Below are 26,114 nucleotides of genomic sequence, written 5' to 3' on the forward strand. Positions count from 1 at the left end.
CCACCATGCTGTCTCAACGCCAACTGGCGCTGATCCTGATCGCTCCCGGCCTGTTCCTCGTCGCGGCGCTGTTCCTCTACCCGCTCGGCTTCTCGCTGGTCTCGGCCTTCACCCGGCCGGACGGCTCGCTGACGCTGGAATGGTTCGCCAAGGCCTTCGAACTCTATTCGGGCGACATCCTCTTCACCATCATCATCGTGGTGACCTCCTGCGTGCTGACCGGGCTCGCCGCCATCGCGATCGCCGGAACGCTGACGCTCGGCGAGAACCGCTGGGTCGTCGGCACGCTGCGGGCGCTCTATCGCTGGCCGCTGTTCATTCCGTTCATCGTCGCGGCGCAGTGCATGCGCACCTTCCTCGCCAAGAACGGGCTGATGAACAACACCTTCGTCTCGCTCGGACTGATGGAGCCGCTGAGCGCGACGAGCTTCCTCGACTGGCGCGGCATCATCGCCACCTTCGTCTGGAAGCAGACGCCCTTCGTCGCGCTGCTGCTCGCCGGCGCCCTCGCCTCGATCGACCGTGCGACGCTGGAGGCCGGCCGCAATCTCGGGGCCTCGCGACCGCGCGTGCTCTTCGAGCTCGCCCTGCCGCAGGTGATGCCGACGCTGCTGGTCGCGCTCGTCCTGTCCTTCGTGACGATGCTCTCGGTGCTCTCGGTGCCGATGATGGTCGCCGGCTCGCAGCCGACCATGCTGACCGTCGACATGGCGTTCCGGATCAACGCCTATGGCGACTACGCGACCGCCAATGCGCTCGGGGTCATCACCTATCTGATCAGCGCCGGCGCTGCGATCCTCTACCTGAAACGCGGGCTGGCGAAGGAGGGTGCGCCATGATGCGGCTCGCCTCCGCCGCCAGGGCGACCTTCGCGGCCGCCGTCCTCACCGCCTTCGCCTTCGTGCTGATCGGCCCGCTCGCCAATCTCGCGCTGTGGTCGGTCGCCGAGCGCTGGTACACGCCCTACAAGCTGCCGGTGACCTATGGCACGCGCTATTGGGAGCAGGTCTTCCGGCCTACCGGCGACGCCATGGCCTCGCTCGGCACCAGCGTCTGGATCGCGGTGCTGACGGTGATCGTCGCACTCGCTCTGTCGATCCCGGCCGGCTACGCGCTGGCGCGGCTGAAGCTGCCGATGCGGGCGGCCTTCATGGTACTCTTCCTGCTGCCGCAGGCCTTTCCCTCAGTCGCGATCTATATCAACGTCGCCCGCGTCTTCTACCAACTCGGCATCAACGGCACGGTGCTGGGCGTGGTGCTGGTCCATGCCGCGCACGGGCTGGTGTATTCGGTCTGGATCGCGGCCGCGGCCTTTGCCGCCGTCGACAAAGACCTCGAACTCGCCGCGCGCAATATCGGAGCCTCACCGCTGCGCACCTTCTTCACGGTGACATTGCCCTTGGCGATGCCGGGGATCATCGCGAGCGGCATCTTCGTCTTCCTGGAATCGCTCGACGAGTTCACCGGCACCTTCTTCGTCGGCGTGCCGCAGGTCACGACCCTGCCGCTCCTGCTCTACAATGCGGCGATGGGCGGCAACTATCAGGTCGCCTCGATCACGGCGCTGATCCTGCTCGTGCCCTCGGTGCTGTTCATGCTGTTCATCGAACGCTTCCTGCGGGCGGACGTTCTGGCCAAGGTCGGCGCCTGAGATCGGCGCCGCTACTCCGTCCAGGACAGCAGAATCTCGCCGACGACCGGCTTCACCGCCTTGATGTCGGCATCGCCTGAGGAAAACTCGCTGTCGCCGGAAACGCGATCGAGCGCCGCGCCGTCAGCGCCGGGCGTGTCATGAAAACGCAGGAGCAGTCGGCAACCGCCGCCTGCCTTGGCGAGCTTTCCGCCACGCCAGTCGGTCGCGGTGCCAGCATAATCCCAGCCGAAGCCGAGAATGGTGAAGGGTCCGCCATTGGCCTTTTCGACCGCCGCGAGCGGCGTGCCGATCGCGATGCGCATGCCGTCCGGGCCCTCCACCGATTGGCCAGAGCCTTCGCGGATATAGATCGTTGCTGGACGACGACGTTTCGCGCCGTCCTGCCAGATCAGCTCGATGCGCCGCTTGCTGTCGCCCGGGAAGATGATGGCGCCCGGCTGCTTTTCGCCCTCGCCGACCTCGATGCGCGCCCGCCGGACATTCTCCTTGCCGAAGGCCCGGAGCAACGCCGCCTCGTCGGCGTTGCGGGCGAAGGGGCCGGTGCAGGCGATCGGGGCGAGGGGCTGCGCCGCAGCGAGGATGACGCCGAAGGTCAGCGCGGCGAGGGCTGCCGGGCACAACCATAGGTGACGGCTCGGGCGGATCGCGAAGCTCATCCTTCAGCCTAGCTTGCCTGCCGCTGCGGAAGCCAGACGGGATGAACTGACCCTTCAGACCTTCGGCGGAGCCGAGCCGCGGTCGAAGACGGGTGTCGCCTCGGTGGGCCCGGCCGGGTCCTGACTGGTCGGAATGTCCTCGGCGGCGTGCCTGACGGCTTCTTCCTGCTCGGTCAGGCCGTCGATCGTGTCGTTGGCGTCGCTGCCGGCATCGTGGACATTGGTCTCGTCGCTGACCTTGCGCCGGTCGCGGCCCGCAAGATCGGGATCGGGACGGACCGAGGCATCTTCCGGGCGGACGGCATCACTCTCGATGCGTTCGTCGAGCAGCGCCGGGTTCTCGCGCGGCTTGGGGTTCTCCGGCATGGCGGCTCTCCCTGGCTGGCCTGTTGCCGAACCAAGCCACGAGCCGCGGCATTGTTCCGCGGGGCCTCGCCTGTGCCGAACTTTCGCGGGGGCGCCGCGTTGCGTCAGGCAAAGGGAGTACGAGATGACGATGTTTCATCAGGCCGCAGGCGAGCCCGGCGGCGATCCGATGCCGCCAATGCCGCCGCCAGAGTTGCCGCCGCTGACGCCGGGCGAGGTTCCGCCGGCGCCGCCGATCGAGACGCCGCCCGATGCGGAGCCCGTCGGCATTCCGACCGAGCCGCCGCCGGAGCTGCCGCCCGATGCGCCGCCGGAAACACCGCCGGCGACGCCTGTCGACCTGCCGCCGGCGCGCGATCCGCGCCAGCCGCAGGAGTGAGGAGGTAGCGGGTCAGAGCGCCGGCGTGTTGCCGTCGCCGAGGTCCCAGTAGAGCCCGGCCATCATGCCGAGCGCCTCGCGGGCGATCGCGACCGGGAGGTGCTCGTCCGGGGCGTGCTGCGAGCAGCCCGGATAGGAATGCGGCACCCAGATCGTGCGCAGGCCGAGGATCTCCGAGAAGATGTCGTTCGGCAGCGACCCGCCGAGATTGGGCAGCAGCGCCGGCTTCTTGTTGGTCGTCTTTGCGATCGAGGCCAGCGCCCAATGGACCCAGGCGTCCTCGGGGTCGAGACGGGTCGCGTTGAAGATCTCGTCGCGGGCGAGGGTGACCTCGACCATGTCGAGCCCCTGGCGCTTCAGGTGGCGGCGCAGCGCCGGCAGCACCTCGTTCGGGTCGATACCGACGACGAAGCGTAGCTGGCAGCGGGCCCAGGCGCTCGGCGGCACGGCGTTGACCGGGGTCTCTGGCACGCCCGACTTCATCGCCAGCACGTCGAAAGAGCACCAGCCGAAGACTTGCTCGGCCGGTGACAGGCCGGGCTCGCCCCAGTTCGGGTCGATGGTCGGGCCGTCAGGGCCGCCATCGACCTCGCAATCGGCTAGCGCCTTGCGCACCGGCTCGGGCAGCTCCTTCGGCACCCATTCATGGATGCGGATCTGGCCGGTCGGCCCGGCGATCGAGGCGATGGCATGGGCGAGCTGGATCGCGGGGTCGGAAAGGATGCCGCCCCAGTTGCCGGAATGGTGGCCGCCGTCGCGGGCATTGATCGAGAGATCGAAGGTCACGCCGCCGCGCGAGCCGAGGAAGACGGTCGGGCGCTCGGCATTGAGGCGCGGCCCGTCGGAGCCGATCAGCACGTCCGACTTGAACAGCTCCTTCTGCTCGGTGCAGAGCTCGCGCAGGCCCGGGGAGCCGCATTCCTCGCCCATCTCGATCAGGTACTTGGCGTTGAAGCCGAGCTTGCCGCGGGTCTCGAGCACAGCGCGCAGCGCATTGATGTTGATGACGTGCTGGCCCTTGTTGTCCACCACGCCGCGACCGTACCAACGGTCGCCGCGCTCGGTGAGCGTCCAGGGCGAGAGGCCCTCGCTCCACTGGGCGTCGAGGCCGCGGATGACGTCTCCATGGCCGTAGCCGAAGATCGTCGGCAGGGACGGGTCCTCGATGCGCTCGGCGAAGAGGAACGGTCCTTTGGCGCGTGGATGGGTCAGCGTCCTGCAGGTGAAGCCGAGGCCTTCGAGCAACGGGCGCATCTCGTTTTCGAGATAATCGCTGAGCACCGGGGCGCGCTCGGGATTCTGGCTCTCGGTCGGCATGGCGATGAGGCGCGAGAGGTCGCGCTTGAGGCTGCCGGAATCGAAGTAGTCCTGGGCGTGCGCGACGGCCTGGGCGCGGGTCATGGGAATGTCTCCTCGCTGGGAATTCTATTTGTCCCGGCCTCATCCTGAGGAGCCGCGCAGCGGCGTCTCGAAGGATGTTCCAGAGTTTGCTGGAGGCATCCTTCGAGACGCGATCTGCGATCGCTCCTCACGATGAGGACCGAGGGGGAAATGGACATGTCAGGCGGCGGTGCTCGCCGGTTCGTCGTAGAGATGGCAGGCGACCAGACCGGCCGTGTCGGCCCGCAGCTTCGGCGTCACCGTGGCGCATTGCGGCATTTTCGCCGGGCAGCGCGGGTGGAAGGGGCAGCCGGGCGGCGGGTTGAGCGGGTCCGGGAAGGCGAGGCCGAGCCCGGTCTCCGGGATGCCCTTGCCGGGTTCCGGCGTCAGCACGGAGGCGAGCAGCGCCTTGGTGTAGGGATGGCGCGGCGCCTTGAACAGCGTCGCGGTATCGGCGAGTTCGACGACGCGGCCGAGATACATCACCGCCACCCGCGTCGCGATATGCTCGACGACGACGAGGTTGTGGCTGATGAAGACATAGGTCAGCCCGAGCTCGCTGCGCAGATCGTTCAGCAGGTTCAGAATCTGTGACTGCACGGAGACGTCGAGCGCCGAGGTCGGCTCGTCGCAGACCACCATCTCGGGATTGAGGATCAACGCCCGGGCGATGGCGACGCGCTGGCGCTGGCCGCCGGAGAGCTCGCGCGGATAGCGGTCGGCGAAGCGGCGCGGCAGGCCGACCTTGTCGAGGATCGCGATAGCGCGCTCGCGGCGTTCCTTGGCGGTGCCGATGCCCTGGACGGCGAGCGGCAGCGCGACGATCGAGGCGATGGTGCGGCGCGGGTTCAGCGAGGAATACGGGTCCTGGAACACCGGCTGGACGCGCTTGGCCATGCCGAGCCGGCCGAGCTTGCCGACATTCTCGCCAGCGAGCGCGATCTCGCCGCTGGACGGCGGCAGCAGGCCGAGCAGCATGCGCGCCAAGGTGGACTTGCCGCAGCCGGATTCGCCGACGATGCCGAGCACCTCGCCCTTGGCGATGGCGAGCGAGACGCCGTTGACGGCGTGGAGCTTGCGCTTGCCCTTGAACAGGCCCTGGCTGACCGAGAAGGAACGGGTGAGGTCACGCGCCTCGAGCAGGATCGGATTGGTCGCACTCATGCCGCGTCCTCCAGAATGCAGCGCCAGCTATGGCCGTCCGGCCGCTGCCGCAGCGGGGGCGCCTCGGCGCAGGCAGGCTTGGCGTGCTTGCAGCGGTCGCGGAAGCTGCAGCCCCTGATCTCGCCGACGAGCGAGGGCACGACGCCGGGGATGACGCCGAGCTTGCCGCCGGGCTCGGTACGGCCAGGCACCGGGATGCAGTCGATCAGGCCCTGCGTGTAGGGGTGGCGCGGATTGCGGAAGATCGCCTCGGTCGGGCCCTCCTCGACGATCTGGCCGGCATACATCACGCCGACCCAGTCGGCGATGCGGGCGACGATGCCGAGATCATGGGTGATTAGCACCATGGCGATGCCGAGCTCCTGCTGGAGGTCGGCGAGCAGGCGCAGGATCTGGGCCTGGATGGTGACGTCGAGCGCGGTGGTCGGCTCGTCGGCGATCAGGAGGTCGGGCGAGCACATCAGCGCCATGGCGATCATGACGCGCTGGCGCAGGCCGCCCGAGAGCTGGTGCGGATACTGGCCGAGCCGCTGGGCGGCATTGGCGATGCCGACCTTGCCGAGCAGCAGGATCGCGCGATCGCGGGCTTCCGCCTCGCTCGCCTTGCGGTGCAGCTTGTAGGCCTCGGTCATCTGGTCGCCGATGGTGTAGGCCGGGTTCAGCGCCGTCATCGGTTCCTGGAAGATCATCGCCATGCGGTCGCCGCGCAGGGCGTTGATCCGCTTCGGCGTCGCCTTGGCGAGGTCCTCGCCGGCGAAGGAGAGGCGTCTTGCGCTCTTCTTCGCCGCCTTGGGCAGGAGGTCCATGATCGCGAGCGAGGTCATCGACTTGCCGCAGCCGGACTCGCCGACGAGGCAGAGCGTCTTGCCCTTCTCGACCTTGAAGGAGAGGTCGCGCACCGCATGGAGCGAGCCGCGCGGCGTCGCGATGTCGACGGTGAGGCCGTCGATCTGAAGGATGGCGTCGCTCATCAGGCGCGTCCCTCCGGCGAGATCACGTCGCGCAAGCCGTCGCCGGCGAGGTTGATGGCGAAGATCAGCAGGGCAAGCGCGCTGCCCGGCAGGGCGATGAGCCAGAACGAGAAGAACATGTAGGCCTTGGCTTCCGAGATCATCAGGCCCCAGGAGGGCAAAGGCGGCTGCACGCCGAGGCCGAGGAAGGAAAGCGCCGCCTCGAGCAGGATGGCACTGCCCGCCTCGAGGGTCGCGACGACGATCAGATGCGGGGCGATGTTGGGCAGGACCTCGCCGAAGATGATGCGGCTGGTCGAGGCGCCGGCGGCCTGAGCGGCGGCGACGTAGTCGAGCGAGCGGACCTGCTGGGTCGCGCTGCGCATCACCACGGCGAAGCGGTCCCATTTCAGGAGGCCGAGCACGAGGATGACGATCCAGAGCGAGGAGCCGACGATGGCGACGACGGCGAGCGCGACCAGGATGACCGGCATGGAGAGCCGCGTGGTGACGAGGAATGTCATCACCATGTCGATCCTGCCGCCGAAATAGCCGGCGAGCAGGCCCATGGTCGTCCCGATCAGCCCGGAGATGATCACGACGCTGATGCCGATCAGCAGCGAGATCCGGGCGCCGTAGAGCAGGCGCGAGAGATAGTCGCGGCCGAGCGGATCGGTGCCGAGCGGATGCACCCAGTTGCCCTTCTCATACCAGAAGGGCGGGATGTTCCGCGCCGTGAGGTTCTGCAGATACGGGTCGTGCGGTGCCAGCAGCGGGGCTGCGAGCGCGATCAGGATGAACAGCACGAGCAGGCCGAAGCCGAAGACGAAGGCCTTCTGGCCGAGGAAGCGGCGCAGCAGCTTGCGGCCTTCGGAAAGCTCGGCTGTCTCGGCGACGGAGAGGGAGGTTTCGCTCATCTCAGGCCACCCTGATGCGCGGGTCGAGCCAGGCATTGGCGATGTCGGCGGCCAGCGTCAGCAGGACATAGACGACCGACAGCAGCAGGACGACGACCTGCATGACGGGGAAATCCTTGTAGGTAATGCTCTGATAGGCGAGGTAGCCGAGGCCATCGAGCGCGAAGATCGTCTCGATCACCACCGAGCCGCCGAGCAGGAAGCCGAGCTGCACTGCCGCCAAGGCGACCACCGGAACGACGGCGTTGCGCAGCGCATGCTTGAAGATGATCTTGCCGGAGGGCAGGCCCTTGGCGCGGGCGGTGCGGATATAATCGGCCGAGAGCACCTCGATCATGCCGGCGCGGATCAGACGCATGAAGGCGGGAGCGGCATAATAGCCGAGCGCCACGGTCGGCATGATGTAGTGTTGCCAGGTCGCGGAGCCGGAGACCGGCAACCAGCGCAGGGTGATCGAGAACAGCATCACCAGGATCAGCGCGAAGAAGAAGTTCGGCATCGCCTGGCCGAAGACGGCGATCGCGAGCGCGACCCGGTCGATCCAGCTGTTGGCGTAGATCGCGGCGAGCACGCCGAGCGGGATCGAGATCAGCAGCGCGAAGGCGAGCGAGGTCAGGCCGAGGATCAGCGTCACCGGCATCTTGGCCAGCACCAGCTCGGACACGTCGGTCTTGAAGTAGATCGACGTGCCGAAATCGCCGCGCAGGGTCTTCCAGAGCCAATCGAGATACTGGACGACAAGCGGCCGGTTGAGACCGTAGGTCTCGCGGATCACGTCGATGTCTGCCTGCTGCGCGCCTTCGCCGGCGATCGCAACCGCGACGTCGCCGGACAGGCGCAGCAGGAAGAAGGCGATGGCCGAGACCGCGAGCGCGACCATCAGCGCCAGGCCAAGGCGTTTGAGGATAAAGCCGAGCATAAGTCGCTTTCGCAGGATGCTGAAATAGGCCCGGGCGGCTGCATGGCAGCCGCTCGGTAGCAGGTAGGCATAGGCAGGCCGTCACGCGGCGCCAGGGCGCGGCGAAGGAACCTAGGTGGATCGCTTCGCCGCGCGGGCGAGGACGGCAGGGAAGGTGGCTGGATTTACTTCCAGCCCATCTCCCAGAACCGGACCATCTCGTCCGGATAGGCCTTGAAGTTCAGGTCCTTGTTGGCGACGTAGTAGACCGGAAGCGAGTAGAGCGGCGTCGCGTAGGCCTTGTCGGCGATGATCTTGAGCGCGCCCTTGTAGGCTTCCTTGCGGACCGCGGGATCGACCGAGTTGTTGCCCTTGTTCAGGAGGTCGCGGACCTCCGGATCGCGGGTGACGTCCTCGCTGCGGAAGGCGAAGTAGTTCGGCGTCGCCGCCGAGACGTCGTTGACCGAGAAGGAGCCCCAGGTCTGGTGCGTCAGCATCGCCTTGTTGGTGGCGATCTGCTCGCGCATCGCGGCGTATTGCAGGAAGCGCAGATTGGTCTTGATGCCGACGGCCTGGAGATAGCCGATCAGCGCTTCGGTCTGGTTGCGCTCGCGATAGGCGACGATGTCCAGGGTCAGGTCCTTGACGCCGGCTTCAGCCAGCAGTGCCTTGGCCTTGGTGGGGTCGTAGTTGTAGCGGGTCGCACCCTCGTCGGTGCAGCCGAACTGCGAGGGGAAGCAGATCGTGTTGATGACGCGCGAGCCGTCGCCGACGATGTTCTTGACCATCGCCTCGCGGTCGATCGCGTGGATGATCGCCTTGCGGACGCGCTCATCCTTCAGGGCCGGCGCCGGAGTGCCGTCCTGGACGTTCATCTGCATGAAGACAATGCGCATCGTCTCGCCGGAGACGACCTGCAGCGTCGGCACGGTCTTGAGCTGATCGGCCTGGTCCTTGGGGACGTGCATGATCAGGTCGCCGCCGCCCGAGAGCATCTCGGCCATCTGGGTCTGGCGGTCGGGGATGAAGCGGATGTCGATCTTGCCGATCTTGGGCTGCGGCTTCGGCGAATCCTTGAAATAGTCCTTGTTGAGCTCGAGCGTGATCGACTTGCCCGGCACGTAGTTCGAGACCTTGTAGGGGCCCGAGCCGACCGGCTTCTCGTTCTGCCCCTTGGGGCCGACCTTCTCGTAATACTCGTTGGGATGGATCACCACCGGGCCGGCGAGATATTCGATCGCGGCCGGGAAGACCTCCTTGGTGGTCAGGCGGACCTTGTACTTGTCGAGCTTCTCGGCCTTCTCGATCCAGTTGACGTTGCCCTGGGTGACGACCTTGTTCTCCGGCTTGGAGATGAAGTTCAGCGTGTAGACGACGTCGTCAGCGTCGAACTCCTCGCCATTGTGGAACTTCACGCCTTCGCGCAGCTCGAACTCGATGGTCTTGTCGTCGACCTGCTTCCAGCTCTTGGCAAGCTGGCCCTTGTACTCGTTGGTGTTCGGGTCGCGGTAGACCAGCGTATCCCAGACATTGGCGCCGATGATCACGCCGATGCGGACATTGTTGAAGAACGGGTCGACGTTCTCGGGCGCCTGGTCATAGGCGAAGCGGACCGTGTTGGCGGCCTTCTGGGCGGAGGCCGGCATGCTGGTCAGGGCCGCCATTGCGGTACCCGCCAGCGCGACGGCCAGCGTCTTCATCGAGATTCGCATTCTTATCCCCTCACGGCTTCATCGAGCGTGCTGACAAAGCTCCGCCACGGCTGGACTGCCGCAGTTTTGCTTTATTCGAAATCTGCCCAAGGATTGAGCTTGCCGCCATAAGAATGAATCGAAGGGATCGTTGCCGAACCGGCAAAGCTTCTCTAAAGCCGCGCGATGCAGACAGCGGCCCTCCGATATTTCCTGGCGGTGGCGCGGACCGGCTCGGTCAGCGCCGCGGCGCAGCGCCTGCGGGTGGCGGCCTCCGCCGTCAGCCGCCAGATCGCCAATCTTGAAAAGGAACTCGACGCGGACCTGTTCGAGCGGCGCTCGCACGGCATGATCGTGACCCAGGCCGGCCAGACGCTGGCGGCCTATGCGCAGCGGCTCGAGCTTGAGGCCGAGCAGGTCGTCAACGAGATCCGCGAACTGCACGGCGCCGGCCGCGGGCTGATCCGCATGGGCGTCACCGAGGGTTTCGCCGTCTCCTTCATTCCCGAGACGATCCATGCCTTCCGCCAGCGACATCCCGATGTCTCCTTCGACATGAAGGTGATGTCGCCGCAGGTCGTGACCGAGCAGGTCCGCACCGGCGCGATCGATCTCGGGCTGACATTCGTGCTGCAGCAGGAGCGCGGCGTCACCATCAACTGGCAATGCGCGACGCGGACCTACGCGTTCGTCGCGCCGCATCATCCGCTGGCGCAGCAGGAGACCGTGCGGATCGAGGACATCTTCGCCCATCCGGTCGCGGTGCTCGACAGCGAGGCGACCGTGCGCAAGATCGTCGACATCTATTTCTCGGCGCGCGGACTGACCGTCGATCCCGTGCTGACCTCGACCAATGTCGCGAGCCTGCGCCATTTCTGCAAACTCGGCGGCGCCGTGATGTTCGCCAGCTCGATCTCATTCGGGGCCTCGATCCGCGATGGCTCGGTGGTGGCGCTGCCGCTGAAGGACGGCGAATTGCCGCCGCGCAGCCTGCAGATCCAGACCATGTCCGGTCGCGCGCTGCCCAAGGTGGTGACGAATTTCATCAGCACGCTGATCGAGGAGCTGCAGCAGGCAGACGTGCTCGCGGCGATGGCGACCGAGCCGCCCGCGACAGCCGGGGACCGCCGCGCATGACCGCTGCGGGGCAGGGCGCCGCGCCCGACATCATGGTGCCGCACCCGCACCAGCTCGTGGCGCGCGATGCGATCCTGGCGGCGCGGGCGGCGGGCAAGCCGGGCTTCCTGCTCGGTGACCTTACCGGCCTCGGCAAGACGCTCTCGGCCTGGCTCGCGATTGCGGCGATGCCGGAGCAGGAGGTGCTGGTGATCTGCCCGAAGGGCGCGATCCCGCAATGGCGGCGCACCATCGCCCGTTCCGGCCTGCCGGCGAAGAAGCTGACCCTGATGAATTTCGAGCGGACGAAGTCGCTGCTCGCGCCGCCGCCTGCGAGCAACAAGCGCTCGACCCGGGCGAAGAACAATGAGCTCGCCAAGCACGGCACGCCGAAGCGGACCTGGCCGCTGGTCGTGATCGACGAGGCGCACCGCATCCGCAATCCGAACTCGCAGCAGGGGCTGGTCTGCCGGCAGATGGCGGCAGCCGCTGAGTTCGCGATCTATATGAGTGCGACGGCCGGGCAGGCGCCGCACGAGCTCTCCTATCTGGCGCGGCTCCTGAGCGGGGCGGCCGGCATGGCGGACGCCGATCTCGACGGCTTCAGGCAGTTGATGAAGAAGCTGAAGATCGGCCGGGCCAAGGGGCGCTGGAAGAACTGGAGCTGGGAGCCCAACGAGGCCGACCGCAAGGTGATGGCCGAGCTGCTCTATCGCGGCCGCAACGCCATCGGCCTGCGCCGCCGGCCGGAGGAGATCGCCGGCTGGCCCGAGGTGCAGCGCGAGCTTGCCCCCGTCGCGCTCGATGCCGCCGAGCGCAAGCTCTACGACGCGACCTGGCGGGAATTCCGGCGCGAGCTCGGCCTTGCCGGTGGCTCGACTCGCAAGCCGGCCGGCTGGGCCGCCGACCTGCGCTTTCGCCAGAAGGCGAGCCTGCTCAGGACCGCCGGCACGGCGGACTTCTGCCAGGACCTGCTGGAAAACGACGAGCAGGTCGCGATCTCCGTCGCCTTCCTAGAAACCGGCGCCATGCTGGCGGAGAAGCTCGCGGGACGGGGCTGGCGCGTCGGCTCGATCACCGGCGAGCATTCGGGCGAGGCGAATGAGGCGACGCGGATCGCCTTCCAGACCGGCAAGCTCGACGCTGTCGTCTTCACCGTGACGGAGTCGATCTCGCTGCATAAGGGCGAGATGCCGGGCGGGGAGCGCGAGCGGGCGCTCGTTGTCCATGATCTGCGCCACAGCGCGATCCAGCTCCAGCAGATCGAGGGCCGCTGCCATCGCGACGGCCAGCACGCGACGATCTTCTATGCCTACGCCGAGGACACGGTGGAGGAGAAAGTCGCCGGGACCGTGCTTCAGCGCATGGCGGCGATGGAGGGGCTGGCCGGCGATGAGACCGCCCTGATCGAGGCGATCGCCGGCGAGATCGAGCAGGCGGCATTAGCGCGGGAGGCGGCTTAGACGCTGCCTCCACCTTTAACGAGTCATCCCGGGCGCCGCAGGGGGACCCGGGATCCATTCCGGAACCTCATTCGGAAATGATCCGGAATGGATCCCGGATCTCCGCTTCGCTGCGTCCGGGATGACAATGAAAGGCTAGGCGCTAGTTCATCTGCGTGCGCGGCGGCTCGTCCGGGGGGCGCTCGCCGACACGCTTGGCTTCGTCGACGGCCCGCTCGGTCACGCCGACGGCCTTGTACCAGAGGTCGCGGGTATAGGCGCCCCGATGGACCACGGCGTCATAGCCGATCGCGACGACCGCGATCACCAGCAGAATGCGAAACATGGGTTCCCCCGTCCAACTTTATCCTCGCAAGGGAACGCGGTGGCCCAAGCCCGGTTCCGATCCGTCGAGCCGTGTCCGGTGCGACGATCATGCAGGCTGGAACCTCTGGCGGCGGGGAAGCGTTTGGTTCATGATGGAACATATCATGAACATGGAGGCGCGCTTGGCGCAGCTCACCACGCTTCAGAAGCTCGAAATTCTCAGCGACGCCGCGAAATACGACGCCTCCTGCGCGTCGTCGGGCACCGCCGAGCGCAATTCGGTCGGCGGCAAGGGCGTCGGCTCGACCACGGGCTCTGGCATCTGCCATTCCTATGCGCCGGACGGGCGCTGCATCTCGCTGCTCAAGATCCTGCTGACCAATTTCTGCTCCTATGACTGCGTCTTCTGCATCAACCGCAGTTCGAGCAATGTCCGGCGAGCGCGCTTTTCGGTCGAAGAGGTCGTGGCGCTGACGCTGAACTTCTACAAGCGCAACTATATCGAGGGCCTGTTCCTCTCCTCCGGCATCATCCGCTCGCCGGATTACACCATGGGCGAGCTCGTCCGCGTCGCCGAGAGCCTGCGGCTGGAGCATGATTTCCGCGGCTACATCCATCTCAAGCTGATCCCGAGTGCGAGCCAGGATCTTATCGACCGCGCCGCTCTGTTCGCCGACCGTGTCTCGATCAATGTCGAATTGCCGAGCGAGACCTCGCTCAAGCGCTTCGCACCGGAAAAGCAGCCGCTCGACATCCGCAGCGCCATGGGCGGGCTGAAGCTCAGGATCGATGAGGCCGCAGCCGAGCGCGAACGTTCGAAACGGGCGCCGGCCTTCTCGCCGGCGGGGCAGAGCACGCAGATGATCGTCGGCGCCGACGAAGCCAGCGACACCACCATCCTGCAGCGCAGCGCTCATCTCTACGGCGCCTATGGTCTGCGCCGGGTCTATTACTCCGCCTTCAGCCCGATACCCGACTCATCCAAGCAATTGCCGCTGTCGGAGCCGCCGCTGATGCGCGAGCACCGGCTCTACCAGGCCGACTGGCTGACGCGCTTCTACGGCTTCGAGGTCGACGAGATAATGGATGCGGCGCCGGGCGGCATGCTCGACCTCACCGTCGATCCCAAACTCGCCTGGGCCTTGCGCCATCGCGGCCGCTTCCCGGTCGATGTCAACCGTGCCGAGCGCGAGCTGCTGCTGCGCATTCCAGGGCTCGGTACGCGGAGTGTCTATCGCATCCTCGCCATGCGCAGATTCCGGAGCTTGAGGCTGGAGGATGTCGGGCGCTTGGTGCGCTCCCTGAAGGTGCTCAGGCAGTTCATCGTCACTGCCGACTGGCGGCCGGGCGCGGCGCTCGATGGCGAGAGACTGAAGGCGCAATTGGCGCCGAAGCCGCAGCAACTGGCGCTGCTCTGATGTTCGTCGCGCGTCTCCCCCATCCCGCTGATTTCGACGGCTGGCGCGGCTTCGCCCGACGCTTCGCACAAGCGCTGGTCGCGCCCTCGGCGATCGACTGGCGCGTCGGCGATCACGACACCGGCCTGTTCGGCGAGGATGTGGTCGAGGTCGGCGAGGGCAGGGCGCTCAGTGTACCGCGTGCCTTCATCGCGCTGGCGCAGGAGGTGATCTGCCATAGCGACCCTGCGCGTTTCGACCTGCTCTATCGCCTGCTCTGGCGCCTGCAGGAGGAGCGCGAGCTGCTCCAGATCGCCTCCGACCACGACGTCCATCGCGCCGAGGCGCTGGCGCGCTCGGTCCGGCGCGACATGCACAAGATGACCGCCTTCGTGCGCTTCCGCGAAGTGGATGACGGGGAAGGCGGCGAGGCCTTCGTCGCCTGGTTCGAGCCCGAGCACCATATCCTTCAGAAGGTCGCGCCATTCTTCGTCGAGCGTTTCACCACCATGCGCTGGACGATCCTGACGCCGCGCGGGACGCTGCTCTGGGACGGGCGCGAGCTCAGGCTCGGTGAAGCGGCAACACGGGCGCAGGCGCCGACCAGCGACGCGATGGAAGACTGGTGGCGGACCTATTACGCCAGCATCTTCAACCCGGCCCGGCTGAAGCCGAAGGCGATGAGGGCGGAGATGCCGGTGAAGTACTGGCGGAACCTGCCGGAGGCCGAACTGATTTCTCCCCTGATCGCCGACGCTGCCCGGCGAACGCAGGAGATGATCATGAGCGCTCCGACCTCACCGCAGAAGCGGCGGCCTGCGGCGGCTTCCGAACCGGCCACCTCCAATATTTCCGCGATCGAGAGCTGGGAGCACGCCGCGGCCGCCGCGCGCTCCTGCCGGCGCTGCGATCTCTGGTGCGATGCGACCCAAACGGTGTTCGGCGAAGGCACGCGCAACGCGCCGGTGATCTTCGTCGGCGAACAGCCCGGCGACCAGGAGGACCTTGCCGGCAAGCCTTTCGTCGGCCCGGCCGGCAAGGTCTTCGACCGCGCCATGGCCGATGCCGGGCTCGACCGCACCCAAGCCTATGTCACCAATGCGGTGAAGCATTTCAAATTCCAGCTGCGCGGCAAGCGGCGCATCCACGAGAAGCCGAATGCCGGCGAGGTGAAGGCCTGCCGCTTCTGGCTCGATCTCGAGCTCGGCTTCGTCAGGCCGCAGCTGGTGGTGGCGCTGGGCGCGACCGCGCTCAAGGCGCTGACCGGCGAGACGGGCTCGCTCGCCGAGGCGCGGGGGCGCAAGCTGGCCTTGCCTGACGGGACGCCGTTGCTGGTCACCGTCCACCCCTCCTATCTCTTGCGGCTGCCGGATGAGGCGGCGAGGGCGCGCGAGACCGCCCGCTTCGTGGCCGATCTCGCGAGCATCCTCGAAAGGGTTCCTGCGCTGGGCCAGCCGCGGGCCGCCTGAACCGGGCTTGACCGGCATGGCGCGGCATTGTCCCCTCCGGCGGCTTGTTGCGACGGGGGGTGGCGGTGTTCGAGGATCTCAAGGGAAAGCGCGTGTTGGTGACCGGCGCCTCGTCCGGACTGGGAGCGCATTTCGCCCGGCTGCTGGCGGAACGCGGCGCCCATGTCGCTGCCGCGGCGCGGCGCACCGACCGGCTCGCGGCACTGGCGCAGGCTGCGGCCGGCCTGCCCGGCAAGATCGTGCCGGTTTCGCTCGATGTCGGCTCGGTCGCGGCGATCGAGAGCGGTATTGCTGAGGCCGCCGGCCTGCTCGGCGGGCTCGACGTTCTCGTCAACAATGCCGGCGTCGGCGAGACGGAGCAGGCGCTTTCGGTGAGCGAGGCGCAATGGGACGCCCAGCTCGACGTCAACCTGAAGGGCTGCTTCTTCGCGGCACAGGCGGCGGCGAAGATCATGGTGGATCAGGGAGTTGGCGGCGCCATCGTCAACATCGCCTCGATCCTCGGTGAGCGTGTCGCCGGCCGGGTCGCGCCCTATGCGATCTCCAAGGCCGGGCTGATCCAGATGACCAAGGCGCTGGCGCTGGAATGGGCGCGCCATGCGATCAGGGTCAATGCGCTGGCGCCCGGCTACATCGTCACCGACATCAACCGCGAGTTTTTCGCCAGCGAAGCCGGCGAGGCGCTGAAGAAGCGCATCCCGATGCGCCGGGCGGGCGAGCTGGAGGATCTCGACGGTCCGCTCCTGCTGCTCTGCTCGGATGCCGCCCGCTACATGACCGGCGCGGTCGTCGCCGCCGATGGCGGGCATCTGGTCAGTGGGCTGTAGCGGTTTTTGCCTCGCCGTCATTCCGGCTGCAGCGAAGCGGAGTACCGGAAGCCATGCCACGACGCCGCTCCAGCTCGTCATGCGCTCCCTTGTGGCGAGCATCCACGTCTTGAACACTGGTCTCGACCAGCGACGGCGTGGATGGTCGGGACAAGCCCGACCATGACGGAAAGGGCGGTGTTCATGGGGCCGGGCTCAGACCTGTGACCTGCCCCGGAAAGACCGCAGCGCGTTCTAGCTGGCCGGCAGCAGCTCCTTCAGCCTGATCAGGGCGATCTTCTCGACCTGCGCGAGGGCCGTCTCGAATTCCTGCTCCGGCGTGCTCTTCAGTCGCGCCTCGAAGGAGGCGAGGATGTCCGACTTGGTCAGGCCCTTCACGGCGAGGATGAAGGGGATACCGAATCTGGCCTTGTAGGCCTCGTTCAGCGCGGTGAAGCGGGCGCGCTCGTCAGAGGTCAGTCGGTCGAGCCCTGCCGAGCCCTGTTCTCCGGCCGATTCCGGTGTCAGCTCCCCGGCTGCAGCGATCTTGCCGGCGAGGTCGGGATGAGCGAGCAGCAGCGCCTTCTGCCGCTCGCGCGGGGCAGCGCGCATCACCGCGACCATCGCCTTGTGGAGGCCCTCGACCTTGTCCTGCTCGGCCGAGCGCCCGGCGGCATGGGTCTGCTCAGCGATCCAGGGCGAATGCTCCCAGACCCGGCCATAGACCTCGGTGAACAGCGCTTGCGGCAGGCGCGAGGGCACATAGCCGCCTTCCGGCGGATGCTGCCTCACCCAATGGCGCGCGATGTCGAGCCTCGTCGCGACCCAGACCCTGTCATGGCTCTGGACATAATCGAGGAAGCGGGCGAGCGCGGCGGCGCGGCCGGGCCGGCCGACGAGGCGGCAATGCAGGCCGACCGACATCATCTTCGGGGCGGTCTCGCCCTCGGCATAGAGCGTGTCGAACGAATCCTTGAGATAGGCGAAGAACTGGTCGCCACTGTTGAAGCCCTGCGGCGTCGCGAAGCGCATGTCGTTGGCGTCGAGCGTGTAGGGCACGGCGAGCTGGGGCCCGTGCGGGCCTTGCAGCCAGTAGGGCAGCTCGTCGGCATAGACGTCGGCGGTGTAGAGGAAGCCGCCTTCCGCCATGGTCAGGGGAATGGTGTTGACCGAGGTGCGGCCCTGATAGCAGCCGAGCGGGCGTGTCCCGGCGAGCTCAATCTGGATGCGGATCGCCTCCTCGATATGGGCGCGCTCGGTCTCCGCTGGGGCATCGCGATAGTCGATCCATTTCAGCCCGTGGGTGGCGATCTCCCAGCCGGCCTCCTGCATCGAGGCGACGATCTCGGGGTAGCGCTGCAGCGCCGAGGCGACGGCGAAGACCGTGACCGGCATCTTCCGCTCGGTGAACATGCGCCAGAGCCGCCAGTAGCCGGCGCGCGAGCCGTATTCGTAGATCGACTCCATGTTCATGTGGCGCTGGCCGGGCCAGGGCGCGGCGCCGACGATCTCGGAGAGGAAGGCCTCGGAAGCGGCATCGCCGTGCAGCGTGCAGTTCTCGCCGCCCTCCTCGTAGTTGATCACGAACTGTACCGCGATCCGCGCCTCGCCCGGCCAATGCGGATGCGGCGGGGTGCGGCCATAGCCGACGAGGTCGCGCGGATAGGGGGAAGGGCTCATAGGATGATTCAAGTCCATGCGGCGATGATTCAGAAACGGCGCGTAAGGCGTTGAAAACCGGTTGGTTTCGCTTCAGCTGCCGCGATAGGTTGAGTAGCTCCAGGGCGAGGCGAGGAGCGGCACATGGTAGTGCCCCTCGGGCTCGGCGATGGAAAAGCGGATCGGCACATGGTCGAGGAAAGCCGGCTCGGGGAGCGTCGTGCCAAGGCCCCGGAAATAGTCGCCGATGCGGAAGGTCAGCTCGTAGCTGCCGGCGGTCAGCGTGCCGGTCAGCAGCGGCGCGTCGGTGCGGCCGTCGGCATTGGTCTGCGTTTCCAGGACGCGGTTGCGCGAGCCGTCCGGTGCGATCCAGTCCAGCGTGATGCGCACCCCTGCCGCCGGCCTGCCATTGACCGTGTCGAGCACATGCGTCGACAGCCGCCCCATGCCTTTTCCTTTCGCCGGTGGAGCCGCGCTGGCGCGGCCGGAATGATGCTTGCGTTCCGGAAAAGGCCGAACCTAGTCTGGAGACAGCATGCAAGTTCCATCCCCGAATCTGCCCTGTCAATTCGCGCGCCGAGGCGCCTTCGCGGAGACGCCGCATGCTTGAGGCCTATCTCATGGAATGGGGCAGCATGCTGATGCGTTGGCTGCATGTCATCGCGGCCATTGCCTGGATCGGCTCGTCCTTCTTCTTCATCCATCTCGACGCTTCGCTCAGGGCGGCGCCCGACGCGCCCAAAAACGCGGCCGGCCAGCCGACGCAGTTCCTGGCCTGGCAGGTGCATGGCGGCGGCTTCTACGCGATGCGCAAATATCTGGTCGCGCCGGAGGTGCTGCCGAAGGAGCTCACCTGGCACAAATGGCAGGCCTACTGGACCTGGATCTCCGGCTTCTTCCTGCTGGTCTGGGTCTATTACGCCCAGTCGGAGCTCTATCTGATCGACCCCGCGGTGATGGCGCTCTCGCCCTTCGCGGCGGGTGCGATCGGCATCGCGGCCCTGGCCGGCGGCTGGCTGTTCTACGACCTGCTCTGCAGGTCGCCTCTCGGCAGGAACGACGTCGTGCTCGGGCTGCTCGGCTTCGGCTATGTCCTCGCTGCGAGCTGGGCTTTCTCCAGCGTGTTCTCGGGGAGGGGCGCGCTGATCCACACCGGCGCGCTGATGGCGACGATCATGTCGGCCAACGTCTTCTTCGTGATCATGCCGAACCAGCGCAAGACCATCGCTGCGATGGTGGCCGGCGAGACCCCCGATCCGAAATACGGCAAGCAGGCCAAGCAGCGCTCGCTGCACAACAACTACATCACTTTGCCGGTGCTGTTCCTGATGCTGGCGAACCATTACCCGGTGACCTACGCCAATTCGGCGGTGATCCCGGTTCTGGTCGCGCTCGTCATCGTCGCCGGCGCGCTGATCCGGCACTTCTACAATGTCCGCCATGCCGACCACGCGAAATCGCCCTGGTGGACCTGGGCGGTGGCGGCGCTGGCGCTCTGGCTCGCCTTCTGGGTGGCGATGGCCTCCTCGCCCGGCGGGCGCGAGCGGCTCGGCCTGAAGCCGTTGCCGGCAGCCAAGCCGATCATGCTGGCCGGGCTGGTGCCGCCGCCGGCCGAGGTCGCCAACATCGTCACCGGGCGCTGCGCCATGTGCCATGCGCCGGAGCCGTCCTGGCCCGGCATCCAGATCGCTCCGAAGGGCGTCTATCTGCACGAGCCCGAGCTGATAGCCCGCCAGCGCCATGCGATCGGCGTGCAGGCGGTGATGACCCATGCCATGCCGCCGAACAATCTCTCGGGCATGACGGTGGACGAGCGGCGCCAACTCGCCGCCTGGGTGGCGCAGAAGCGCTGAGCGCGGTCCCGGTTGTCGCGCGAGTAGGCACGGGTCGTCCCGGGCGACTGAAGGGAGACCCGGGACCCATGCCTGAACCTCTAGCGGCAAGGCTCCGGAATGGATCCCGGATCTCCGCTTCGCTGCGTCCGGGATGACCAAGCTCGAATGTCCTGAAGCCCTCATCATGAGGAGCGCCGCAGGCGCGTCTCGAAGGATGGTCCGACGGTCTCCGGAGCCTCTTGGACCATCCTTCGAGAGGCCATTCCTTACGGAATGGCTCCTCAGGATGAGGGCTTTGGGACTTTTCGGTCGGACACGCCGGGCAAGGTCGCAGGCGAGTTTCCGCCGTCCCGGTAGCGGCGCGTTGACGCTGCCGCACGAATCTGAACGGCGCACCGGTTTCATTCAGTTTCGGTTCACGTCGCGGGCCGCATTTTGGCTGCCTGATCAAATCGGCGTGAACAACCCCCGGCGAACGGGAGGTGGGCACGCCCTGGGACCGGGGGGTCCGCTTGGACCACGCATCGACGAAGGGCGTCAGCTACAGGCTGGCGGCCGTGCTGTTCCTTTGCGCCTGGGCGCTGCTGTGCTGGCCCTGGCTGTCGGGGGCGGTGACGATTCCGTTCGATGCCAAGGCGCATTTCCAGGCGCAGATCCAATTCCTCGCCCAGGCCCTGCATTCCGGCCAGTCACCGTTCTGGACGCATAACGTCTTCGGCGGTTCGCCACAGATCGCCGATCCGCAATCGCTGATCTTCTCGCCGGCGATCCTGCTCGCGCTGATCAACCCTTCGCCGAGCTTCCGCGCGGTCGATGCCTATGTGCTGGCGCATCTTTTGGTCGGCGGGCTCGCCTTGCTGATGTTCTTCCGCGATCGCGGCTGGCATCCGGCGGCCGGCCTGCTCGCGGCGCTGGTCTTCGCCTTCGGCGCTTCCGCGGCCTGGCGCGTCCAGCATGTAGGGCAGATTTCGAGCCTCGCCTTCTTCGCGCTCGCCTTCTGGCTGACGGCGCGCATGCTCCAGCGTTCCTCGCTGCTCTACGGTTTCCTCGCAGGGCTGGCTTCCGGGATGATGGTGCTCGACCCAGACCAGGTCGCACTGCTCGGCGCCTATGTCCTCGTCGGCATGGTGGTTTCCCACTGGATCGCTGTGGGCAAGGCGGGCTTCCGCGCCAGCCTTGGGCCGATCGCCGCGGCTTCCGTGGCAGGCGTCGCGACCATCGCCGTGCCACTGCTCTGGACCTGGCTGTTCGCCGAGGCGACGACGCGTCCGGCCGTCGATTTCGTCGAGGCGGGCCGGGGCTCGCTGCACCCGGCCTCGCTGCTGACCGCCTTCATCGGTGACCTCTTCGGCGCCAGCGACCCGGCTGTCGACTTCTGGGGGCCCTACAGCCCGCAATGGGACGCCAAGGAGCTGTTCCTGTCGCAGAACATGGGGCAGGTCTATGCGGGGGCGCTGCCCTTCCTGCTGCTGATCGCGCCCGGAATCAGCCGCGGCTGGCTCTGGGACAGGGCGATCCGGCCCTTCACCATCCTGTTCGTGATGATGGTGCTGTTCTCGCTCGGGCGCTACACGCCGTTCTTCCACCTCGCCTATGAGTATCTGCCCGGCGTCAAGGCGTTCCGGCGGCCGGCGGATGCGACCTTCCTGATCGGCGCGCTCGGCGCCGTGCTCTCGGGCTATCTGCTGCACCGGCTCCTGACCGAGGAGAAGGCGAGGGCGCCTTGGCGCGATCTCGGCATTGCGGCGCTGGTGCTTGCCGGCCTGATCGGTGGCGCGCTCCTGGTCGCGCAGCGCGAAGGCCATCTCGGCGATGCCTGGTGGCCGAGCGCCATTGCCGGCCTCTGGTTCGCGCTCGCGGCGGCGATCGTCTTTTCGCTGACGAGATGGCGTGCGGCGATCGGCCCGCTGGCAGCGTGCCTGATCGTCACGGCTGCGGTCGGCGCCGATCTTGCCTTCAACAACGGCCCGAACGAGTCGACGGCGCTGGCGCCCGAGCTCTACGACGTGCTGCGGCCGGACACGAAGAACGAGACCGTCGCCGTGCTCAAGCGGCTGACCGCGCAGCCCGCCGACTCGCCGCGGCGCGACCGGGTCGAGCTGCTCGGCCTCGGCTTCGAATGGCCCAATGCCGGCATGATCCACGGCTTCGACCATACGCTGGGTTACAACCCGCTCCGGCTGGCCGATTTCTCCGACGCTGTCGGCACGCGCGATTCGATCGCCGGGCCGGATCAGCGCGTGTTCACGCCGCTGTTCCCGTCCTATCGCTGCCGCCTCGCCGATTTCCTCGGCCTGCGCTACATCGCCTCGCGCGTGCCGATCGGCCAGGTCGACCGGACGCTGCTTCCGGGCGATCTCAAGCTCGTCGCCTATACCAAGGACGGCTTCATCTATGAGAACCCGCGCGCCTTGCCGCGCGTGCAGTTCGTCGGCGGCTGGCAGCTTGCCGATTTCGAGGGGATGAAGACCGCCGGCAAATGGCCGGATGCCGATCCGCAGCGGGTCGTCCTGCTCGACAGCGAGCCCGGCGAGGGCGTGACGGAGGGGCCGAGCCGCGCCCAGGGCGAGGTCAAGCTGAAGCGCTACGGCAATACCGAGGTCGAGATCGAGGTCGAGAGCGCGCAGGCGGGCTTCGTCGTGCTCAACGATATCTGGCACCCGTGGTGGCGGGCCGAGCTAGACGGTACCGAAGTCGAGATCCTGAAGGCCAATGTCCTGTTCCGGGCGGTCAAGGTTCCGGCCGGCAAGCACAAGGTCCGTTTCGTCTTCAGGCCGCTGGAGGGCGCGATCGCCGAATTGCGCGACCGTGTCAGCGAGCCGGAGGAAGAGACCGCGGTGGCCGAGCAGGCGCCGGAAACCGTGCCCGTGACGCCCGCGAGCGTGCCGACGCCGCCGCGCAAGCCGGTCCGCCCGTCGCCCGATCTCACCGCCTCGTCATCGGCGCACTAGACGCACCATCAGGCCGCCCGCGCGGCAGCGGCCGGAAACTGGCCTTGCTCCCGGCCGGCGGCTATGAAGCGCCATGCGACAGGCGCTCCTGATCATCGACGTGCAGCCTGGTTTCGACCCGCCGCAATGGCTGGTCGAGGGGATCGGCAGGCTGATCGGGACCATGCCTTCGGTCGCCACGGTCGAACGCCATGACGAGTCCGTCACGCCGTTCCGGCGCCAGCTCGGCTGGGTCCCGGCGCCCGACGATGACAGCCTGATCGCGGCCGACCAGGTTCATGTGAAGCACGGCTATGGACCGCCGCCCGAGACGCTCGCTTATCTGAAGAGGCTAAAGCCGGAGCGCGTGCTGGTCTGCGGCATCCAGACGGATACCTGCGTCCTCGCCGCCGGCTTCGCCCTGTTCGATGCCGGGCTGATGCCGACGCTGGTCAGCGATCTGACCGTCGGCTCCTCGCTGGATCGCTCGGGCGAACTCGGCGTCCGGCTCTGGCGCCACCATTTCAGGCATGTGGTCACCAGCCGCGAACTCGGGCTGGCCGATCCTCGGACGGCGTGAAGCCGGCGCTGCCGGCTCCGCCGCCAAGCGGTCCTCAGGCGACGCCGAGCTTCTTCTGCAGCGAGCTCGACGAGGTCGTGTACTGGAAGGTCAGCCGCTTCTCCGGATAGACGTAGCGGTGGACCTTCTGGGCGGCGAGCGCGGCCTCGTGGAAGCCGGAGAGGATCAGCTTCAGCTTGCCCGGATAGCTGTTGATGTCGCCGACGGCGAAGATGCCGGGGACGTTGGTCTCGAACTTCTCGGTGTCGACCGGGATCAGGTTCTCGTGGAGGTTCAGGCCCCAATCGGCGATCGGCCCGAGTTTCATAGTCAGGCCGAAGAAGGGCAGCAGCGTATCGCAGGAAACCTCGAAGCTGGCATTGGCATTGTCGCGGCAGATCGCGGCCTCGAGGTTCGCGCCTTCGCCGCGCAGGCCGGTGATCTGACCGATCTTCAGGTCCATGGCGCCGGAGGCGACGAGGGAACGCATCTGCTCGACCGAATGCGGCGCGGCGCGGAAATCGTCGCGGCGGTGCATCAGCGTGACGCGCTTGGCGAGCGGCTGCAGGTTGAGCGTCCAGTCGAGCGCCGAATCGCCGCCGCCGACGATCAGGATCTCGCGGTCGCGGAACATCTCCATCTTGCGCACCGCGTAGTACACGCCGCTGCCGTCGCTGCGGTTCTCATAGGCCTCGATGCCGGGGATCGGCGGCTTCTTTGGCAGGAAGGAGCCGCCGCCGGCGGCGATCAGCACGGTCCTGGCGTCGAAGACCGTGCCGGCGTCGGTGCGCAGCCGGAAGCGCGGCGCCTCCGGCGTGCCCAGCACCTCGACCGCCTCGATCATCTGGTTGAGATGGAAGGTCGGCCCGAACGGCCTGATCTGCTCCATCAGATTGTCGACCAGCTGCTGGCCAGTGACGAGCGGGAAGCCGGGAATGTCGTAGATCGGCTTCTCGGGGTAGAGCTCCGCGCACTGCCCGCCGACCTTCGGCAGGATGTCGACGAGATGCGCCTTGATGTCGAGCAGGCCGAGCTCGAACACGGTGAACAGGCCGCAGGGGCCGGCGCCGATGATCAGCGCATCGGTCTCGATGATCTCGCTGGCGGGCAGGTTCTCGTTGGCGGTCGCGGCGGTCATGATGCAATCCTGTAGAGGCTGAGGAGGCGCGCCCTCGCCTCGGGCGCCTTCCGTTGCCGCAAAATCCGCCGCAACGCAATGCGACACGCCGTAGCCCGGCCGCCGCATTGCTGCATGGCTCACCGCCGCGGGGGCGGCGCGGCTCAGGCCCCGGTGTCGGCGAGCAGCCCGGCTGCGGCGATGCCAGCCAGCGCCGCAGCCTCGTCATTATCGGAGGTGTCGCCGGAGATGCCGATGACGCCGAGCAGGATGCCGTCCGTGTCGCGGATCAGCGCGCCGCCCGGGACCGGGACGAGCGAGCCGCCGATGGCAAGTGAGGCGCCGTTGATGAAGTGCGGACGCTCCAGCGCCATCTTGTTGAGGGTGCGCGGCCCGACGCCGAGCGCTATCGCGCCATTGGCCTTGCCGAGCGCGATCTCGCCGCGCTTCAGGCTGGTGCCGTCCTGGGCGACGAAGAGCTTCTGGGCGCCGCGGGCATCGAGCACGGCGATGGCGAGCGGCTTGAAGCCCTGCTCGCGCGCATGCTTCAGCGCGCCGTCGACGATCGTGCGGGCCTGATCGAGAGTGAGCATGGTCATAACGATATCCCCATTGGACGGAGAGCCCGCAAGGGCGAGCGCGCTCCGGGGCCGGTCTGTCGGCCCTGATGCTTCTGCCAGTCTTCGGCGCCGTGCGGAAGCGCTTGCCCGGCCGGATCGAGGCGTCGCGAGTTCCGTCTTGAACTTGTGACGCTGAGGAGGCTTGATGGGCATCCAGCCACAGGAGGACGCCCCATGGGTCTGTTCAGTTTCATCAAGGAAGCCGGATCGAAGATTTTTGGGTCTAGCCCTGCCAAGGCGGCGACCTCCGAGGAGCTGCAGAAGGAGCTCGCGAGCCATGGCCTGCCGGCCGGCGTCGAGGTCAAGGTCGAGGGCGACAAGGTCAAGGTCAGCGGCAATGCCGTCTCGACCGAGGAGGCCGAGAAGATCATCCTGGCGCTCGGCAACACCACAGGCGTCGCCTCGGTCGAATCCGAGCTGATCGTCAACAAGGAGGCGCCCGCCGCCGTGTTCTACACGGTGAAGAAGGGCGACACGCTCTGGAAGATCGCCGAGGTGCACTACGGCAAGGGTCAGGGCGCCAAGTACACCGAGATCGTCAAGGCCAATACGCCGCCGGTCAAGGATCCCGACCTGATCATGCCGGGCTGGGTGCTGCGCATCCCGCCGCAGGCTTGAGCAGCGGCATAGCCAATTCGTCGGGCAAGCCCGGTTCCTGGTGGAACCGGGCTTGCTTCGTCTTGGCTTTGGCCGTCATGTGACAGGACGAGACGGGGCACGCGGCCGGCATGGGCGCGGAAAAGCTCCGCGAGGGGCAGACGAAACGAGCGCGATCCCGGGGA

At 67.2% G+C, this 26,114-nt stretch carries 25 protein-coding genes; 12 read left to right on the top strand and 13 right to left on the bottom strand.

Features of this window, described 5'->3' with window-relative positions; genetic code table 11:
* Positions 1–8 precede the first annotated feature (8 nt).
* Together RKE40_RS06975 and RKE40_RS06980 are read left to right on the top strand one after the other, a co-directional pair.
* Positions 9–839: an ABC transporter permease gene (locus tag RKE40_RS06975; protein ID WP_390893273.1), complete on the top strand. Its 831-nt coding sequence runs from the start codon at positions 9–11 to the stop codon at positions 837–839.
* Positions 839–1,651, top strand: coding sequence for an ABC transporter permease (locus RKE40_RS06980; protein WP_066472647.1), 813 nt, complete (start codon positions 839–841; stop codon positions 1,649–1,651). Before RKE40_RS06975 ends, RKE40_RS06980 begins: the two co-directional genes overlap by 1 nt.
* Positions 1,652–1,662: 11 nt before the next feature.
* Here the strand turns inward: RKE40_RS06980 and RKE40_RS06985 are convergent, their stop codons facing one another.
* Positions 1,663–2,310, bottom strand: a complete 648-nt coding sequence (locus RKE40_RS06985; protein ID WP_316017514.1) for a hypothetical protein — start codon at positions 2,308–2,310, stop codon at positions 1,663–1,665.
* Positions 2,311–2,364: 54 nt separating this feature from the next.
* The gene (locus RKE40_RS06990) at positions 2,365–2,676 is read right to left on the bottom strand and encodes a hypothetical protein (RefSeq protein ID WP_316017515.1); all 312 of its coding nucleotides are present in this window, start codon (positions 2,674–2,676) and stop codon (positions 2,365–2,367) included.
* Between the two features lie 124 nt (positions 2,677–2,800).
* On the opposite strand from RKE40_RS06990, the gene RKE40_RS06995 reads away from it, so the two are divergent.
* Positions 2,801–3,055, top strand: a complete 255-nt coding sequence (locus tag RKE40_RS06995) for a hypothetical protein (protein ID WP_316017516.1) — start codon at positions 2,801–2,803, stop codon at positions 3,053–3,055.
* A gap of 12 nt (positions 3,056–3,067) precedes the next feature.
* On the opposite strand, the gene RKE40_RS07000 is transcribed toward RKE40_RS06995, so the two are convergent.
* The 6 genes from RKE40_RS07000 to RKE40_RS07025 all read right to left on the bottom strand — a co-directional run bounded on the left by RKE40_RS07000 (position 3,068) and on the right by RKE40_RS07025 (position 10,076).
* Entirely contained in the window at positions 3,068–4,456 is a 1,389-nt protein-coding gene (locus RKE40_RS07000; protein ID WP_316017517.1) for a M20 family metallopeptidase, read from the bottom strand.
* A 159-nt stretch (positions 4,457–4,615) separates the two neighbouring features.
* Positions 4,616–5,599 (bottom strand): ABC transporter ATP-binding protein, encoded by a 984-nt coding sequence (locus RKE40_RS07005; RefSeq protein WP_316017518.1) that lies wholly within the window; start codon positions 5,597–5,599, stop codon positions 4,616–4,618.
* Entirely contained in the window at positions 5,596–6,570 is a 975-nt protein-coding gene (locus RKE40_RS07010) for an ABC transporter ATP-binding protein (RefSeq protein ID WP_316017519.1), read from the bottom strand. The genes RKE40_RS07005 and RKE40_RS07010 overlap by 4 nt, the downstream gene beginning before the upstream one ends.
* The gene (locus RKE40_RS07015; RefSeq protein ID WP_316017520.1) at positions 6,570–7,466 is read right to left on the bottom strand and encodes an ABC transporter permease; all 897 of its coding nucleotides are present in this window, start codon (positions 7,464–7,466) and stop codon (positions 6,570–6,572) included. Before RKE40_RS07015 ends, RKE40_RS07010 begins: the two co-directional genes overlap by 1 nt.
* A 1-nt stretch (position 7,467) precedes the next feature.
* Entirely contained in the window at positions 7,468–8,385 is a 918-nt protein-coding gene (locus tag RKE40_RS07020; protein WP_316017521.1) for an ABC transporter permease, read from the bottom strand.
* A gap of 164 nt (positions 8,386–8,549) precedes the next feature.
* A complete protein-coding gene (locus tag RKE40_RS07025; RefSeq protein ID WP_316017522.1) occupies positions 8,550–10,076 on the bottom strand; it encodes an ABC transporter substrate-binding protein in 1,527 nt (508 codons plus the stop codon).
* A gap of 165 nt (positions 10,077–10,241) precedes the next feature.
* Between RKE40_RS07025 and RKE40_RS07030 the strand changes: the two genes are divergently transcribed.
* Both RKE40_RS07030 and RKE40_RS07035 read left to right on the top strand, forming a co-directional pair.
* The gene (locus tag RKE40_RS07030) at positions 10,242–11,192 is read left to right on the top strand and encodes a LysR family transcriptional regulator (protein WP_316017523.1); all 951 of its coding nucleotides are present in this window, start codon (positions 10,242–10,244) and stop codon (positions 11,190–11,192) included.
* Positions 11,189–12,634 carry an SNF2-related protein gene (locus tag RKE40_RS07035; protein ID WP_316017524.1) on the top strand — a complete coding sequence of 482 codons (1,446 nt, stop codon included), beginning with the start codon at positions 11,189–11,191 and terminating at the stop codon, positions 12,632–12,634. The genes RKE40_RS07030 and RKE40_RS07035 overlap by 4 nt, the downstream gene beginning before the upstream one ends.
* Positions 12,635–12,776: 142 nt before the next feature.
* On the opposite strand, the gene RKE40_RS07040 is transcribed toward RKE40_RS07035, so the two are convergent.
* A complete protein-coding gene (locus tag RKE40_RS07040) occupies positions 12,777–12,959 on the bottom strand; it encodes a hypothetical protein (RefSeq protein WP_316017525.1) in 183 nt (60 codons plus the stop codon).
* 133 nt (positions 12,960–13,092) lie between these two features.
* Between RKE40_RS07040 and RKE40_RS07045 the strand changes: the two genes are divergently transcribed.
* The 3 genes from RKE40_RS07045 to RKE40_RS07055 all read left to right on the top strand — a co-directional run bounded on the left by RKE40_RS07045 (position 13,093) and on the right by RKE40_RS07055 (position 16,633).
* Positions 13,093–14,358, top strand: a complete 1,266-nt coding sequence (locus RKE40_RS07045) for a putative DNA modification/repair radical SAM protein (RefSeq protein ID WP_316017577.1) — start codon at positions 13,093–13,095, stop codon at positions 14,356–14,358.
* Positions 14,358–15,806 carry a UdgX family uracil-DNA binding protein gene (locus RKE40_RS07050; protein ID WP_316017526.1) on the top strand — a complete coding sequence of 483 codons (1,449 nt, stop codon included), beginning with the start codon at positions 14,358–14,360 and terminating at the stop codon, positions 15,804–15,806. The genes RKE40_RS07045 and RKE40_RS07050 overlap by 1 nt, the downstream gene beginning before the upstream one ends.
* Positions 15,807–15,871: 65 nt before the next feature.
* The gene (locus tag RKE40_RS07055) at positions 15,872–16,633 is read left to right on the top strand and encodes an SDR family NAD(P)-dependent oxidoreductase (protein WP_316017527.1); all 762 of its coding nucleotides are present in this window, start codon (positions 15,872–15,874) and stop codon (positions 16,631–16,633) included.
* A gap of 234 nt (positions 16,634–16,867) precedes the next feature.
* Here RKE40_RS07055 and puuE read toward each other — a convergent pair whose 3' ends face one another.
* Both puuE and uraH read right to left on the bottom strand, forming a co-directional pair.
* Positions 16,868–18,292 (bottom strand): allantoinase PuuE, encoded by a 1,425-nt coding sequence (gene puuE / locus RKE40_RS07060; protein WP_316017528.1) that lies wholly within the window; start codon positions 18,290–18,292, stop codon positions 16,868–16,870.
* 72 nt (positions 18,293–18,364) lie between these two features.
* Positions 18,365–18,718 (bottom strand): hydroxyisourate hydrolase, encoded by a 354-nt coding sequence (gene uraH, locus RKE40_RS07065; RefSeq protein WP_316017529.1) that lies wholly within the window; start codon positions 18,716–18,718, stop codon positions 18,365–18,367.
* Between the two features lie 155 nt (positions 18,719–18,873).
* Here uraH and RKE40_RS07070 point away from each other — a divergent pair, with 155 nt between their 5' ends.
* The 3 genes from RKE40_RS07070 to RKE40_RS07080 all read left to right on the top strand — a co-directional run bounded on the left by RKE40_RS07070 (position 18,874) and on the right by RKE40_RS07080 (position 23,616).
* Positions 18,874–20,124: a urate hydroxylase PuuD gene (locus RKE40_RS07070; protein WP_316017530.1), complete on the top strand. Its 1,251-nt coding sequence runs from the start codon at positions 18,874–18,876 to the stop codon at positions 20,122–20,124.
* A 494-nt stretch (positions 20,125–20,618) separates the two neighbouring features.
* Positions 20,619–23,057 (top strand): hypothetical protein, encoded by a 2,439-nt coding sequence (locus RKE40_RS07075; RefSeq protein WP_316017531.1) that lies wholly within the window; start codon positions 20,619–20,621, stop codon positions 23,055–23,057.
* A 73-nt stretch (positions 23,058–23,130) separates the two neighbouring features.
* Positions 23,131–23,616, top strand: coding sequence for an isochorismatase family protein (locus tag RKE40_RS07080; protein ID WP_316017532.1), 486 nt, complete (start codon positions 23,131–23,133; stop codon positions 23,614–23,616).
* Positions 23,617–23,650: 34 nt separating this feature from the next.
* On the opposite strand, the gene RKE40_RS07085 is transcribed toward RKE40_RS07080, so the two are convergent.
* The gene (locus tag RKE40_RS07085; RefSeq protein ID WP_316017533.1) at positions 23,651–24,733 is read right to left on the bottom strand and encodes an NAD(P)/FAD-dependent oxidoreductase; all 1,083 of its coding nucleotides are present in this window, start codon (positions 24,731–24,733) and stop codon (positions 23,651–23,653) included.
* A gap of 143 nt (positions 24,734–24,876) precedes the next feature.
* Positions 24,877–25,311 (bottom strand): GlcG/HbpS family heme-binding protein, encoded by a 435-nt coding sequence (locus RKE40_RS07090; RefSeq protein ID WP_316017534.1) that lies wholly within the window; start codon positions 25,309–25,311, stop codon positions 24,877–24,879.
* Positions 25,312–25,506: 195 nt separating this feature from the next.
* Here RKE40_RS07090 and lysM point away from each other — a divergent pair, with 195 nt between their 5' ends.
* Positions 25,507–25,950, top strand: a complete 444-nt coding sequence (gene lysM, locus RKE40_RS07095; protein WP_066472202.1) for a peptidoglycan-binding protein LysM — start codon at positions 25,507–25,509, stop codon at positions 25,948–25,950.
* Positions 25,951–26,114: the final 164 nt, after the last annotated feature.

This window comes from Allobosea rubneri (genome assembly GCF_032464875.1).
Taxonomy (GTDB): domain Bacteria; phylum Pseudomonadota; class Alphaproteobacteria; order Rhizobiales; family Beijerinckiaceae; genus Allobosea; species Allobosea rubneri.

Bases quoted from the DNA above. Each gene is read 5' to 3' on its own strand.
- RKE40_RS06980 (WP_066472647.1), top strand. From the start codon at position 839: ATGCGGCTCGCCTCCGCCGCCAGGGCGACCTTCGCGGCCGCCGTCCTC.
- RKE40_RS06985 (WP_316017514.1), bottom strand. From the start codon at position 2,310: ATGAGCTTCGCGATCCGCCCGAGCCGTCACCTATGGTTGTGCCCGGCA.
- RKE40_RS06990 (WP_316017515.1), bottom strand. From the start codon at position 2,676: ATGCCGGAGAACCCCAAGCCGCGCGAGAACCCGGCGCTGCTCGACGAA.
- RKE40_RS06995 (WP_316017516.1), top strand. From the start codon at position 2,801: ATGACGATGTTTCATCAGGCCGCAGGCGAGCCCGGCGGCGATCCGATG.
- RKE40_RS07000 (WP_316017517.1), bottom strand. From the start codon at position 4,456: ATGACCCGCGCCCAGGCCGTCGCGCACGCCCAGGACTACTTCGATTCC.
- RKE40_RS07005 (WP_316017518.1), bottom strand. From the start codon at position 5,599: ATGAGTGCGACCAATCCGATCCTGCTCGAGGCGCGTGACCTCACCCGT.
- RKE40_RS07010 (WP_316017519.1), bottom strand. From the start codon at position 6,570: ATGAGCGACGCCATCCTTCAGATCGACGGCCTCACCGTCGACATCGCG.
- RKE40_RS07015 (WP_316017520.1), bottom strand. From the start codon at position 7,466: ATGAGCGAAACCTCCCTCTCCGTCGCCGAGACAGCCGAGCTTTCCGAA.
- RKE40_RS07020 (WP_316017521.1), bottom strand. From the start codon at position 8,385: ATGCTCGGCTTTATCCTCAAACGCCTTGGCCTGGCGCTGATGGTCGCG.
- RKE40_RS07025 (WP_316017522.1), bottom strand. From the start codon at position 10,076: ATGCGAATCTCGATGAAGACGCTGGCCGTCGCGCTGGCGGGTACCGCA.
- RKE40_RS07030 (WP_316017523.1), top strand. From the start codon at position 10,242: ATGCAGACAGCGGCCCTCCGATATTTCCTGGCGGTGGCGCGGACCGGC.
- RKE40_RS07035 (WP_316017524.1), top strand. From the start codon at position 11,189: ATGACCGCTGCGGGGCAGGGCGCCGCGCCCGACATCATGGTGCCGCAC.
- RKE40_RS07040 (WP_316017525.1), bottom strand. From the start codon at position 12,959: ATGTTTCGCATTCTGCTGGTGATCGCGGTCGTCGCGATCGGCTATGAC.
- RKE40_RS07045 (WP_316017577.1), top strand. From the start codon at position 13,093: ATGGAACATATCATGAACATGGAGGCGCGCTTGGCGCAGCTCACCACG.
- RKE40_RS07050 (WP_316017526.1), top strand. From the start codon at position 14,358: ATGTTCGTCGCGCGTCTCCCCCATCCCGCTGATTTCGACGGCTGGCGC.
- puuE (WP_316017528.1), bottom strand. From the start codon at position 18,292: ATGAGCCCTTCCCCCTATCCGCGCGACCTCGTCGGCTATGGCCGCACC.
- uraH (WP_316017529.1), bottom strand. From the start codon at position 18,718: ATGGGGCGGCTGTCGACGCATGTGCTCGACACGGTCAATGGCAGGCCG.
- RKE40_RS07070 (WP_316017530.1), top strand. From the start codon at position 18,874: ATGCTTGAGGCCTATCTCATGGAATGGGGCAGCATGCTGATGCGTTGG.
- RKE40_RS07080 (WP_316017532.1), top strand. From the start codon at position 23,131: ATGCGACAGGCGCTCCTGATCATCGACGTGCAGCCTGGTTTCGACCCG.
- RKE40_RS07085 (WP_316017533.1), bottom strand. From the start codon at position 24,733: ATGACCGCCGCGACCGCCAACGAGAACCTGCCCGCCAGCGAGATCATC.
- RKE40_RS07090 (WP_316017534.1), bottom strand. From the start codon at position 25,311: ATGACCATGCTCACTCTCGATCAGGCCCGCACGATCGTCGACGGCGCG.
- lysM (WP_066472202.1), top strand. From the start codon at position 25,507: ATGGGTCTGTTCAGTTTCATCAAGGAAGCCGGATCGAAGATTTTTGGG.